The sequence below is a fragment of the Stenotrophomonas sp. S39 genome (genome assembly GCF_016624665.1).
GTDB lineage: Bacteria > Pseudomonadota > Gammaproteobacteria > Xanthomonadales > Xanthomonadaceae > Stenotrophomonas.
Window position 1 is genome coordinate 1 of the sequence record NZ_JACVTT010000040.1, and the last position, 12,359, is coordinate 12,359.

The window sequence follows — 12,359 nt, forward strand, 5'->3', positions numbered from 1 at the left end:
CCTGTTCCGCGTACTTCACAGGATGTGAACGAACGCGGAAACCTCCTCCCCCCCAGGACCCCTTGTTCGCATGCGCATCCTGCTTGCCCGTCACGGCGAAACGCCGTGGAACGCCGAAGGCCGCTACCAGGGCCAGATCGACATCCCGCTTTCGCCCATCGGCGAAGCCCAGGCCCAGGCCCTGGGCGCCCGTCTCGCTTCGGTGGACATCACCCGTGCCGTGGCGTCGCCGCTGTCGCGCGCCCAGCTGACCGCCCAGCTCGCCCTCGGCGCCGACCGCGCCGGCATGCTGCAGACCGAGCCGGACCTGCAGGAAATCGCCCACGGTGAGTGGGAAGGCCTGCTGGCCAGCGAGATCAACGAAAAAGACCCGTCGCGCCTGAAGGCCTGGCGCGAGGAACCCGATACCGTGCTGATGCCCGGCGGCGAATCGCTGCGCCTGGTGCTCGAGCGCAGCTGGCGCGGCCTGGCCCGTGCCGCCGAAGGCCTCGGCGAGCATGACACCCTGCTGGTGGTCGCCCATGACGCGGTCAACCGGGTGATCCTGTGCAAGGTGCTGGGCCTGCCGATTTCCCGCCTGTGGACCTTCCGCCAGGCCCCGACCACCCTGAACCTGCTCGAAGGCGCCGACCTGGACAGCCTGGAAGTGGTGCGCCTGAACGACTGCGCCCACCACACGCCGTTCTTCGGCGAAGCCAAGCACCGCGCGCTCTGATCCCGAACCACCTGCTTCTGCTGGAACCCCTGCCGTGACGAACACCCCGACCACCCTGGCCGACTGGCTGGACTACATCGAACGCCAGCACCCGGCGACCATCGACATGGGCCTGGAGCGCGTGCGCGCCGTGGCCACCGCGATGGGCCTGGGTGCGCCGGCCAAGCGCACCATCGTGGTCGGGGGCACCAACGGCAAGGGTTCCACGGTGGCGTTCATCGAGGCCATCGGCCGTGCGGCCGGCTGGAAGGTCGGCGCGTACACCTCGCCGCACCTGCTGCGCTACAACGAGCGGGTGCGCATCGATGGCCAGGACGTGGAGGACGCCGCGCTGGTCGCGGCGTTCAACACGGTGGAAGCCGCGCGCGGTGGAATCACCCTGACCTATTTCGAGTACGGCACCCTGGCCGCGCTGCAGCTGTTTGCCGATGCCGGGCTGGACCTGGCCGTGCTGGAAGTAGGCCTGGGCGGGCGCCTGGATGCGGTCAACATCATCGATGCCGATGTTTCGGTCATCACCACCGTGGACATCGACCATGCCGAGTGGCTGGGCGAGGACCGCGAGGCGATCGGCGCCGAGAAGGCCGGCATCATCCGCGGCTGGAAGCCGGTGATCCTGGGCGAGACCGACCCGCCGTCCAGCGTGCTGGATCGGGCCTATCGGCTGGGTGCCAACGCCATCCGCGGCGGCAGCGATTATTTCTACGAGCCGATCGATGCCCAGCGCTGGCGCTGGCGCGATGTCGGCCTGCGCATGGAACTGCCAACCCCGTCGCTGGCCGCTCCGATCCAGCTGGCCAATGCCGGTGCTGCCATCGCCGCACTGCGCGCGCTGGACCGGCCGGTGCCGCGTGCGGCCTGGGCCGCCGGCATCGCCGCCGCGCGCATCGCTGGCCGCATGCAGGCCTTCGAGCGTGATGGCGTGCAGATCCGCGTGGACGTCGGCCACAACCCGCAGGCCGCAGGCCAGCTGGCCCGCGCGCTGAACGCCGAAGTGGCGCCGGGCCGCACCCTGGCGGTGTACGCGGCGCTGCAGGACAAGGACGCCGCAGGCGTGGTGCAGGCGCTGCAGGACAGCGTCGCGCAGTGGACCCTGGCGGGGCTGGAAGGCCCGCGTGGGCAGAGCGCGCAGCAGTTGCAGGCACGTCTGGCCGATACCCCGGCCGCGACGGCCGCGCTGGCCGACAGCGTCGAGCAGGCGCTGCAGCAGGCGTTGGCCCAGGCCCAGCGCGGCGACCGGGTGCTGGTGTTCGGTTCGTTCCACACCGCAGCGGCGGCGTTGCAGTGGCTGCAGGACCACCCCTGATCCACGTTCAGCCAGCGCCGACGCCGTTCGTCCCGGCACCCGTATAATCGACCCATCTCCAGCCTGTCGCCTGCCTCACGTGGATACGCCCCTGAAACAGCGTCTGATTGGTGCCATCGTCCTGGTGGCCTTGGCCGTGATTTTCCTGCCGATGCTGGTCAAGGGGCCTGCCCCGGACAGCGGCGTGGCCAATGTGCCCATCGCCGCGCCCGACGCGCCGGCCGATGGCCAGTTCGAAACCCGTGAGCTGCCGCTGGTCGCCCCGGCCGGGGGCGCCACCGGCCTGCAGAGCGGCCAGGCCAAGCCGGTCGAGGACGCCGCTGCGCCGGCGACCCCGCCCACCGTGGATACCTCGCCAGCCGTTGCCGCCGGCAACTACGCCGTCACCTTCGGTGCCTACGGCAGCCAGGCCGACGCCGATGCGGTCATCGCCTACCTGAAGCGTTCGCAGCTGCCGGGCTTCACCGAAACCGCCTCCATCAACGGTCGCCCGGCCTGGCGCGTGCGCGTGGGGCCGTATGCCGACCGCGCGCAGGCCGAAGCCGCGCGCCTGCAGGCGGTGAAGGTCCGCGGTGACGTCAAGGCAGAAGTCATCACCCTGGATGCCAGCACCGCGCCGTCTTCGGCCGTGGCTGCCACCCCGGCCGCGCCCAGCGCCAGCACGCCGGTTGCTGCACCGTCGCCGTCGGCTGCCGCCAACCCGGTACGCAGCGAAAGCCTGCCGGCCAGCACCCCGGCCGCCGCCACGCCGCCGGCCCCCAAGCCGGAAGCCCCCAAGCCGCAGCCCAAGCCTGAACCGGCCAAGCCGCAGCCGAAGCCGGAAGCAACGGCCAGCAAGCCCGAAGCCCCGGCGACGCCGGCAGCCCCGGCTGCCAGCGGCATCGGCTTTGCCGTGCAGCTGGGGGCATTTGGCCAGGCCAACGATGCCAATGCGCTGCGCGACAAGGTCCGCGCCGCCGGTTTCAGCGCCTTCGTCGAGCAGGTCCGCACCGAAAAGGGCACCCTGCACCGCGTGCGCGTCGGGCCGGTGGCCAACCGCGCCGACGCCGAGCAGCTGAAGGCGCAGGTCGCCGCCAAGGTCGGCGTGGCCGGCATGGTCCGACCACACCCATGATCCGGCCGATCGCCCGCCGTAAGCAGGAGGGGGCGAGGTGATCGACATCGTGCTGGGCGTGCTGATTGCCGCCTCGGTGCTGTTCGGCCTGATGCGTGGCTTCATCGGCACCGTCGTCGCCCTGCTGTCCTGGCTGCTTGCGGCCTGGGCCGCCTTCACCTTCGGCAGTGAGGCTGCACACGCGTGGGCCGCGCCGCAGCCGCCCGGCAGTGGCCACTACCTGGCCGGTTACCTGGGCGTCTTCATCGCAACGGTGGTGGTGGTCGGCCTGCTGGGCCTGCTGCTCAAGGCCGCCATCAAGCTGACCCTGCTGGGCGGCGTGGATCGCCTGCTCGGCGGCGCGCTGGGCCTGCTGCGCGGGCTGCTGCTGGCCAGCGTGCTGCTGCTGCTGGCGGGCTTCACTGCGTTGCCGGGCGAGCCGTCGTGGCAGCAGTCACAGCTGCGGCCGCTGCTGCAGCCGGCCGTCGCCTGGATGCAGGCGCAGCTGCCGGCCTGGGGGGAGGGCCTGCCGCTGGATGGCCTGCTGCCCGACCATCTGCCCTTGCCCCTGCCGGAAAACGCCCCATCTGCTGTGCAGGTGTTGGGCAAGCCGGGCATCACAGGCGATAATGGCGTCCTCAACGAGGTAGTGGCGGGCGGCGGATGGCCGCGGCCCGTGGACGCACAGCAGGAGCCCGTCGCGGCTTCGGCACTGCCCAGCAGCATCGAGCCGGCGCCCGAGCGTCCGGCACGGCCCGCGCCCGCTGCGGGCGGAACCCCAGGCCAGGTACGGCCACCTTCCTTGTAACTGGGCACGGCCCAGCGGAGACCTCGCACCATGTGTGGCATCGTCGGAATCGTCGGCAACCAGAACGTCGCCGGGCAGTTGTATGACGGCTTGACCGTCCTCCAGCATCGCGGCCAGGACGCGGCAGGCATCGCCACCGCCAGCGGCAGCCGCCTGCGGGTGCAGAAGGCCACCGGCCTGGTCCGCGACGTGTTCGACGCCCGCACCATGTCCACCCTCGAAGGCAACATCGGCATCGCCCACGTGCGTTACCCGACCGCGGGTTCGGAAGGCATGGACGAAGCGCAGCCGTTCTACGTCAATTCGCCCTACGGCATCGCGCTGGCCCACAACGGCAACCTGATCAACACCGAAGACCTGCGGCGCCAGGTGTTCGAGCAGGACCGCCGCAACGTCAACACCGATTCGGACAGCGAAGTGCTGCTGAACGTGTTTGCCTACGAACTGGAACAGCAGCGCCAGCTCAGCCCGGAAGCGGCGATCCGTGCCGTGGCCGGCGTGCACCGCCGCTGCAAGGGCGGCTATGCGGTGGTCAGCGTGGTGCTGGGCCTGGGCCTGGTCGCCTTCCGCGACCCGCATGGCATTCGCCCGCTGGTGCTGGGCAAGCGCAGCCACGCCGAAGGCGACGAATACATCGTGGCGTCCGAATCGGCGGCGCTGGACGTGCTGGGCTTCCAGCGCGTGCGCGACGTGCAGCCGGGCGAAGCCCTGGTGATCACCGCGCGCGGCGAGCTGTTCTCGGAAATCTGCGCCGAGCCGGCCGAGCACACCCCGTGCATCTTCGAATACGTGTACTTCGCACGCCCGGATTCGATGATCGACAACGTCTCGGTGCACAAGGCGCGCATGCGCATGGGCATCAAGCTGGGCGAGAAGATCCTGCGCCTGCGCCCGGACCACGACATCGACACCATCATCCCGATCCCGGACACCTCGCGCGATGCCGCGCTGGAAATCTCCAACGTGCTCGGCGTGAAGTACCGCGAAGGCTTCATCAAGAACCGCTATATCGGCCGCACCTTCATCATGCCGGGGCAGGGTGAGCGGGTGAAGTCGGTGCGCCGCAAGCTCAACCCGATCCACCTGGAGTTCCGCAACCGCGTGGTGCTGCTGGTGGACGACTCGATCGTGCGCGGCACCACCAGCCAGCAGATCGTGCAGATGGCCCGCGATGCGGGCGCGCGCAAGGTCTACCTGGCCAGCGCCGCGCCGCCGGTGCGCTTCCCCAACATCTACGGCATCGACATGCCGGCAGCCGAGGAGCTGGTGGCGCACAACCGCACGGTGGAAGAGATCGAAGCCCACCTGGGCTGCGACTGGCTGATCTACCAGGACATCGAGGACATGGAAGCGGCGGTGAGCGAGGGCAATCCGGCGCTGCGCAATTTCGATTCGTCCTGCTTCAACGGCCATTACCCGACGGGCATCGAGCCGGGCTACTTCGAGCGCATCCAGCAGCTGCGTTCGGACGACGCCAAGCACAAGCGCCGCGCCTGAGGTACAGCCGTGGTCGATGTGCCCGACGTCGGTGGCGACCTGCTGCGCGCTGCGCAGCAGTGCCTGGCCGAAGCCGACCCGCTGCGCAAGGTGGCGCTGACCCAGGCCTACGCGGCGGCGTTCCGCGCCGGGCGCCTGAAGGTGGCCGCCGACGCGCCGCCGCCTGAAGCGATCCGCATGCCCGGCCGCCCCGCGCGGCTGGTACTGGTGCACCCGCGGCAGGTGCCGCGGCGTGGGCTGGGCGGGGTGGAAGGCCGCGCCGCCTTCATCCACGCCATTGCCCACATCGAACTGAATGCGATCGACCTGGCCTGGGATGCGGTGTATCGCTTCCGCGGCCTGCCCGCGGCGTTCCATGCCGACTGGGTCAGCTGCGCCGACGATGAGTCGCGGCACTTCCTGCTGCTGCGCGAGCGGCTGCAGGTGCATGGCCACGAGTACGCCGATTTCCCCGCGCACAACGGCCTGTGGGAGATGTGCGAGAAGACCGCGCATGACGGCCTGGCACGCATGGCGCTGGTGCCGCGGGTACTGGAAGCGCGTGGGCTGGACGTGACGCCCGGCATGATCGAGAAGCTGCGCAATGTCGGCGACGCTGAAACCGCCGATGTGCTGGAAGTGATCCTGCGCGAGGAAGTCGCGCATGTTGCTGCCGGTTCGCGCTGGTACCGCTGGTACTGCGAACGCGCCGGCGTCGAGCCGCGCGCACGCTTCAAGGAACTGCTGCTGGAATATGCCGGCGGCTACCTGCACGGTCCCTTCAATCTGGAAGCGCGCCTGCTGGCAGGCTTCGACGCCGACGAGTTGGCCAACCTGATCGAACAGGCGGGTTGATCACGCCGCTGGCGCCATCCACGCATGGCGTGGATCTACTTCAGGCACCGGGCCGCGATGCGCGTCACGCGCCGGGTCGCGGGTTGATCCACGCCATGCGTGGATGCACGTCACGCGCCGGGCCGCGGGTTGATCCACGCCATGCGTGGATGCACGTAACGCGCCGGGCCGCGGGTCGATCCACGCCATGCGTGGATGCGCGTCACGCGCCGGGTCGCGGGTCGATCCACGCCATGCGTGGATGCACGTCACGCGCCGGGTCGCGGGTAGATCCACGCCGCGCGTGGATACACGTAACCCATCGGGCGGCGGGTAGATCCACGCCACGCGTGGATACACGTCACGCGCCGGGTCGCGGGTAGATCCACGCCATGCGTGGATGCGCGTCACGCGTTGGGTCGCGGGTCGATCCACGCCATGCGTGGATGCACGTCACGCGCCGGGCCGCGGGTAGATCCACGCCATGTGTGGATACACGCCACGCACCGGGTCGCGGGTAGATCCACGCCATGCGTGGATGCACGTCACGCGTTGGGCAACACCACGCGCTTGCCGTCCACCGTCGGCCGGTTGATGTAGAACAGGCCGGGTCCGGGCCGGTACGGCAACTCGCTCACGCCGGCATCGGCCGCGTAGGTCAGCGCGGTGTCGCCCAGTGCATCGAAGTTCCAGTGCGCCGACTGCATCAGGTAGCGGCGGCGCAGCAGTGCTTCCTGGGTCGGGGTCAGTGCCTGTCCCTCCAGCAAGCGCCGTGCGATCGGCTGCAGGTTGGCAGGCAGCGCCCAGTCCGCCACGTCGGCCGCCTCGGCCGTCCACTGCACGCCGGCTTCTCTGGCCTGCCGCTGCATCACCTGCAGGCCGATCAGCTGGTAGCGCCAGTCGATGGGCCGGCGCAGCACCACCGCTGCGGTCACGTACAGCACGGGGCTCAGCAGTACGCTGCGGCTGCCGGCACGGCGCTGCTGCTGCCACTGGTGCCAGACATCCACCCACACTTCTTTCTCGTCCAGGCCCAGCTGCTGCCGCCAGCGTTCGGCATCGGCCTGCGCTTCGGCGTACACCGTGGTCGCCTGCAGCTGCGCCAGCGAGGGCGTCTGGTAGTCGGGCACCGGTGGGCGTCGCAGCTGCTGCCGGTGCGGCCGGCTCAGCAGTTTCGGCCCTTCCTCGGTCTGGTCGTAGCCGCCGCCGATGTTGGCATGCACGCCGGGCAGCACGATCTCGGCATGCGTCGGTGCCACCGTGGTCAGCGGGTAGTGCTGGCGGTGTTCATCGCGGGCCACCAGCTGCACCACGCGGCCGGCGATGCCGGCAGGCAGGGCCAGCTGCGGCCGCTCATCGGCACGGCCACCGTTGACCGCCACCACGGTGTCGAACAGGCCGATGAAGCGCAGCGCCGGGCGCTGTACCGCGAAATCCACCGCGCACACGAGGCCCGCCTGCTGCAGCAGCTGTCGCCAGCGCGCGCCGTCCCAGCCGTGCAGCTGGTTGGCGACATCGCGTGCGGCCGCCGCGCCACGCGAGTAACCGAACAGGTCCACCTGCACGCTGTGCAGCGGGGTACGCCGCTGCGCGGCAAGCGCGGCCAGGGCAGCCGGCAGCAGCACCTGCAGCGCGCGCTGGACCTTGGCGCGCACGCCGCTGGCACCCACGCCGAAGGCCAGCCCGATCAGGTCGTCCTCGGCGTCATCGCGGGTGCCGACACCTTCGATGTAGATCGCCAGCGACGCACCGACGCCGGGCGTGCGCCGGCTGTCCGGGTACAGCTGGTACAGCCGCGTGATGTTGGTCGTGCCGTTGTCGTAGCTGCTGGTCAGCCGGCTCTGGTAAGTCGAGTCATCGTCGGCGCGCAGCAGGGCAGGGCGTGGCTGCGGCGACTGCGGCCGGCCGCGCGCGAGGTTGTGCGCGTTGTTGCGGGTGCCGTCGAAGAACAGGCCAATGCGCAGCACGCCGGGATCGGCGTCCGCATCTGCCTGGTGCTGTCCTGGTGCCATGTGCGTTCCCCGTCGTGGCCGCGTCACGGTGGCGCGAATGCCATGTGTTGGCGAAGTGTACTGGCGTTTTTGACCTGCCTGAACGCCGAGGCCGTGGATCACAGATCCGGATGCCGACGCCTGTCCTCTATTGAATTCACACGCGCTGGACAGGCCGAATGGCCAGACCCGGCAAACCGGGTCGTGATGCATCAAGGCTGTCCACCTCACTTCCAGGAGCGACCAGAATGATGTCCAGATCGATGGGTAGAACGGCGGTTGGCGTGTTGTTGGGCCTTTCGGTGGCGGCGGCGGCCAGTGCCGCGCCGTTGTTTGAACCGGTGACCATCCTCAGCCGCGCTTCGGCCGGCAGCGATCCCGCACTGGCCCGGCTGCTGTCCACACCGTCCACGGCCACGGTACAGGAAGTGCGCATCGACGCGGCCGCCATCGCGCAGCCGCAGCTGGAATTTGAACTGCTGGGGCAGCAGGTGCAGGCGATCCGCAGCAGGGTCGAGGCGCTGCCTGACGGTGGCAGCATCTGGTACGGGCAGATCCGCGCGCCGTCGGACCGCCTGCAGAAGGCGACCTCCAATGGCCAGGACGATCCGGGCAATTCACTGATCGTGGTGCGCTCGGGCAACACGCTCACCGGCTCGATCCGCAAGGACGGCAAGCTGTACCGGCTGCGCCCGCTGGGTGATCGCCACATCCTGGTGGCGGTGGACGAAACGCGGATGCCTGCCGACCACCCGGCCGACTACAACCAGCTGCCGAAGATTCCGATGGCGGCCCAGGATCGCATCGGCATCGCCCAGGCATCGTCGGGCACGCCCGCGACCATCCGCGTGCTGGTGGTGGCCACCAATGCCGCGGTGGCGGCCTATGGCGGCAACATGCAATCGCTGGTGCAGCTGGCGGTGGCCGAATCCAACCAGGGGTATGCCAACAGCAACGTCGGCATCACCATGCAGCTGGCCGGTTATGAAACCACCAGCTACACCGAGTCGGGCAACTTCACCACCGACCTCACCCGCTTCCGCAACACCAGCGACGGTTACATGGACAGCATCCATGCCAGCCGCAACGCCACCACGGCGGATGTCGGCGTCCTGCTGATCAACAACACCAGCTACTGCGGCCTGGCCTCGGGCATTGGTTCAACCGCGGCGACGGCGTTCGCGGCGGTGTACTGGGACTGCGCGACGGGCTACTACTCCTTCGCGCACGAGATCGGCCACCTGCAGAGTGCCCGGCATGACATCGCCAACGATCCGAGCACCTCGCCGTATGCGTTCGGCCACGGCTACCGCTACGAGCCGGCCACCGGTACCGGCTGGCGCACGATCATGGCCTATGACTGCACCCGCGGTTGCCCGCGCCTGAACTACTGGTCCAACCCGAACATCAGCTACAACGGCATCCCGATGGGCATTGCCAGTTCAGCCGACAACCAGCGCGTGCTGGTCACCACCAAGCACACGGTGGCCGGCTTCCGCTGAGGCGGTTACCGGATGGCACCCGCCGACCAGGGGTGGCGTCTACCGGCCTGCGCGCTCTGGTAGATGCCAACCTTGGTTGGCACCCGGCAATCCGTCATTCGCGCTTGAGCGAATCCAGGCGCCAGCCGCCGGCATCCACGCGCAGCACCGAACCCTGCTCGTACCAGTCGCCCAGCACGATGCGGGTGCAGCTGCGGCCACCGGCCTGCAGCGTGTGGATGGCCGGGCGGTGGGTGTGGCCGTGGATCATCGTGTCCACGCCGTGGCGCACGAAGGTGGCCTCGACTTCGGCCGGGGCCACATCGGTCACCGTTTCGAACTGCGCGCGGTCACCCTGTTTCATTTCCGACTGGCGTGTCTGGCTGGCATCGCGCGCCTTCTGCGCGAACGCAATGCGTGCGGCCAACGGCTGCGACAGGAACTGGGCCTGGAACACCGGGTCGCGGGTCTGCGCGCGGAACTGCTGGTAGGGGATGTCGTCGGTGCACAGCAGGTCGCCGTGCTGCAGCATCACCGGGCGGCCGTACAGCTCGATCACGCAGGGGTCGGGCAGGATGCGCAGGCCGGCACGGCGCGCATAGTCCTCGCCCAGCAGGAAATCGCGGTTGCCTCGCATGAAGAACACCGGCACGCCACTGTCGGACAGCACCTTCAGCGCATCGGCCACCGCATCGGCGGCCGGCGAGGGCGTGTCATCGCCAATCCAGGCTTCGAACAGATCGCCGAGGATGTACAGCGCGTCCGCGCCGGGCGCGTCCTCGCGCAGGAAGCGCAGGAACAGGTCGGTGATGGCTGGACGGCTGGGGTCCAGGTGCAGATCGGAAATGAACAGCGTCGTCATGCGGGCATTCTAGGGCATCGGCTCGCCGGGCAGGCCTGGCGGGCGCGACCGCGTCAAACCGGCAGCGGCAGCCAGGCCAGGCTGGCCGAGGCCAGCAGCGCGGCGATGCCGGTGGCCGCCAGCACGTCGCTGGGGTAGTGCAGGCCCAGCACCACGCGCGACAGGCCCACGCCGAAGGTGAACGGCACCAGCAGCGGTGCCAGCCACGGGTAGTACGCCAGCGCCACGATGGTGAAGGACACCGCATGCAGGGTGTGGCCGGAGGGGAAGCTGAACTCGTCCAGCGGTGCCACCCAGGCGCGGATGCGCAGGTCGGCCGCATATGGCCGCGGGCGCCGGGTCCAGCGCTTCAGGCCCTTGTAGAGCAGCAGTGCGGCCAGGCCGGTGGCGGCCATGTGCACCGATGCGCGCAGGCCGTCGAAACCATCGACCAGTACCAGCGCGCCCATCAGCACGTACCAGAAGACGCCATCACCCAGGCGGCTGATGATCGAGAACAGGCGACGCACGCGGCGGCGCCGGCAGTAGTGGTTGGCCCGGCGGCACAGCCGCGCTTCGCGGCCAGCCAGTCCTTCAAGCGGCGTTGTGCGCATGTCCGGTCCTCCGTGCCTGGGCCAGTTCGGCCAGCAGCGTTTCGAATTCGGCCACCACCTGCTGCGGGTGCAGGCGCTTCATCGCGCGGGCGGCGTTGCTGCCCAGCTCGCGGCGGAGTGCATCGTCGCTGGCCAGCTGCACGGCCGCTTCGATGAACTGTTCGTCGGTGTCCACGGCGGCCCCGTTCTCGCCGTTGCGCAGGTACTCGCGCGCAGCGCCGTAGTCGAAGGCCACGGTGGCCAGGCCGCAGGCCATGCTTTCAAGGGTCACGTTGCCGAACGTCTCGCTGCGGCTGGGGAACAGGAACAGGTCGCCGCTGGCGAAATGGCGGGCCAGGGCGTCGCCGCGCTGGATGCCGCAGAAAATGAAATCGGGATTCTCGTGGGCCAGCTTCTCCCGTGCCGGGCCGTCGCCGACCCACACGAAGCGTGCCTTCGGCCGCACCTGCTGCAGGCGGCGGAAGGCCTTCACCGCCAGCCCGAGGTTCTTCTCGGCAGCGATGCGGCCCACGTAGATGGCGACCAGTCCGTTGCCGTCCACGCCCCATTCCTCGCGCAATGCGGGATCGCGCCGGCTGGGATCGAACTGCTGGCTGTCCACCGCGCGCGCCAGCAGCCGCACGCGCTCGAAGCCCTGGTCGGTGAGGAAGTGCTGCAGTTCGCGGGTCGGCACCAGGGTGGCATCGGCCTGGTTGTGGAAGCGGCGCATCCAGCGCATCGCCGCCGTCTGCAGCCAGGCAACGCCGTAGTCGGGCAGGTATTCGTCGAAGCGGGTGTGGAAGCCGGTCGCCACCGGAATGCCGAGGCGGCGGGCGGTGCGCAGCGCCGACCAGCCCAGCGGGCCTTCGGTGGCGATGTACACCGCGTCAGGGCGCTGCTTCTGCCAGTGGCGGCCCAGGCGGATCGGCGCGGGCAGGCCGAAGCGCAGGCCCGGGTAGCGGGGCAGGGCGGCGCCCGGCACCAGCAGCGTGCCGGGCGCCGAGTCCAGTGCTTCACTGGCCTGTCGTGGACGGATCAGGTCGACCTCATGGCCGGCCGCGCGCAGTCCCAGTTCCAGGCCCTGCACGGTGAGTGCGACGCCGTTGACTTCCGGCGGATAGGTCTCGGTGACAATGGCATGGCGCATGGCGGGCCTCCGGTTTTCCGGCATGCTCGGGCCTGCCCATGTAGTGCCTGTTACCGCTTTGCGACCGTGGGATG

At 69.6% G+C, this 12,359-nt stretch carries 11 protein-coding genes; 7 read left to right on the plus strand and 4 right to left on the minus strand.

The features are described 5' to 3' along the window. The first annotated feature begins 70 nt into the window (after positions 1–70). The 6 genes from IAE41_RS11860 to IAE41_RS11885 all read left to right on the plus strand — a co-directional run bounded on the left by IAE41_RS11860 (position 71) and on the right by IAE41_RS11885 (position 6,253). Positions 71–715: a histidine phosphatase family protein gene (locus tag IAE41_RS11860; RefSeq protein ID WP_079220782.1), complete on the plus strand. Its 645-nt coding sequence runs from the start codon at positions 71–73 to the stop codon at positions 713–715. Between the two features lie 34 nt (positions 716–749). Next, on the plus strand, positions 750–2,021 hold the full coding sequence (folC, locus tag IAE41_RS11865) for a bifunctional tetrahydrofolate synthase/dihydrofolate synthase (RefSeq protein ID WP_200733260.1): 1,272 nt from the start codon (positions 750–752) through the stop codon (positions 2,019–2,021). A gap of 79 nt (positions 2,022–2,100) precedes the next feature. Next, complete coding sequence (locus tag IAE41_RS11870; RefSeq protein WP_200733261.1) at positions 2,101–3,135, plus strand: SPOR domain-containing protein; 1,035 nt, start codon at positions 2,101–2,103, stop codon at positions 3,133–3,135. 37 nt (positions 3,136–3,172) lie between these two features. After that, positions 3,173–3,922: a CvpA family protein gene (locus tag IAE41_RS11875; RefSeq protein WP_108758309.1), complete on the plus strand. Its 750-nt coding sequence runs from the start codon at positions 3,173–3,175 to the stop codon at positions 3,920–3,922. Positions 3,923–3,952: 30 nt separating this feature from the next. Then, the gene (gene purF / locus IAE41_RS11880) at positions 3,953–5,419 is read left to right on the plus strand and encodes an amidophosphoribosyltransferase (RefSeq protein WP_079220786.1); all 1,467 of its coding nucleotides are present in this window, start codon (positions 3,953–3,955) and stop codon (positions 5,417–5,419) included. A gap of 9 nt (positions 5,420–5,428) precedes the next feature. Next, complete coding sequence (locus tag IAE41_RS11885; RefSeq protein WP_079220787.1) at positions 5,429–6,253, plus strand: ferritin-like domain-containing protein; 825 nt, start codon at positions 5,429–5,431, stop codon at positions 6,251–6,253. Between the two features lie 524 nt (positions 6,254–6,777). On the opposite strand, the gene IAE41_RS11890 is transcribed toward IAE41_RS11885, so the two are convergent. Further along, a complete protein-coding gene (locus IAE41_RS11890) occupies positions 6,778–8,244 on the minus strand; it encodes a DUF2235 domain-containing protein (protein ID WP_200733262.1) in 1,467 nt (488 codons plus the stop codon). A gap of 227 nt (positions 8,245–8,471) precedes the next feature. Here IAE41_RS11890 and IAE41_RS11895 point away from each other — a divergent pair, with 227 nt between their 5' ends. Then, positions 8,472–9,725, plus strand: coding sequence for a M12 family metallo-peptidase (locus IAE41_RS11895; protein ID WP_200733263.1), 1,254 nt, complete (start codon positions 8,472–8,474; stop codon positions 9,723–9,725). A 94-nt stretch (positions 9,726–9,819) separates the two neighbouring features. Here the strand turns inward: IAE41_RS11895 and lpxH are convergent, their stop codons facing one another. The 3 genes from lpxH to IAE41_RS11910 are packed head-to-tail and all read right to left on the minus strand — an operon-like array spanning position 9,820 to position 12,285. Then, positions 9,820–10,566: a UDP-2,3-diacylglucosamine diphosphatase gene (gene lpxH, locus IAE41_RS11900; RefSeq protein ID WP_200733264.1), complete on the minus strand. Its 747-nt coding sequence runs from the start codon at positions 10,564–10,566 to the stop codon at positions 9,820–9,822. A gap of 53 nt (positions 10,567–10,619) precedes the next feature. Beyond that, the gene (locus IAE41_RS11905) at positions 10,620–11,159 is read right to left on the minus strand and encodes a phosphatase PAP2 family protein (protein ID WP_079220791.1); all 540 of its coding nucleotides are present in this window, start codon (positions 11,157–11,159) and stop codon (positions 10,620–10,622) included. Continuing rightward, positions 11,140–12,285 carry a glycosyltransferase family 1 protein gene (locus tag IAE41_RS11910; protein WP_200733265.1) on the minus strand — a complete coding sequence of 382 codons (1,146 nt, stop codon included), beginning with the start codon at positions 12,283–12,285 and terminating at the stop codon, positions 11,140–11,142. Before IAE41_RS11910 ends, IAE41_RS11905 begins: the two co-directional genes overlap by 20 nt. Between the last annotated feature and the right edge of the window lie 74 nt (positions 12,286–12,359).

Coding starts and splice junctions, on each gene's coding strand:
- IAE41_RS11890 (WP_200733262.1), bottom strand. CDS start 8,244: ATGGCACCAGGACAGCACCAGGCAGATGCGGACGCCGATCCCGGCGTG.
- IAE41_RS11905 (WP_079220791.1), bottom strand. CDS start 11,159: ATGCGCACAACGCCGCTTGAAGGACTGGCTGGCCGCGAAGCGCGGCTG.
- purF (WP_079220786.1), top strand. CDS start 3,953: ATGTGTGGCATCGTCGGAATCGTCGGCAACCAGAACGTCGCCGGGCAG.
- IAE41_RS11895 (WP_200733263.1), top strand. CDS start 8,472: ATGATGTCCAGATCGATGGGTAGAACGGCGGTTGGCGTGTTGTTGGGC.
- IAE41_RS11860 (WP_079220782.1), top strand. CDS start 71: ATGCGCATCCTGCTTGCCCGTCACGGCGAAACGCCGTGGAACGCCGAA.
- lpxH (WP_200733264.1), bottom strand. CDS start 10,566: ATGACGACGCTGTTCATTTCCGATCTGCACCTGGACCCCAGCCGTCCA.
- IAE41_RS11910 (WP_200733265.1), bottom strand. CDS start 12,285: ATGCGCCATGCCATTGTCACCGAGACCTATCCGCCGGAAGTCAACGGC.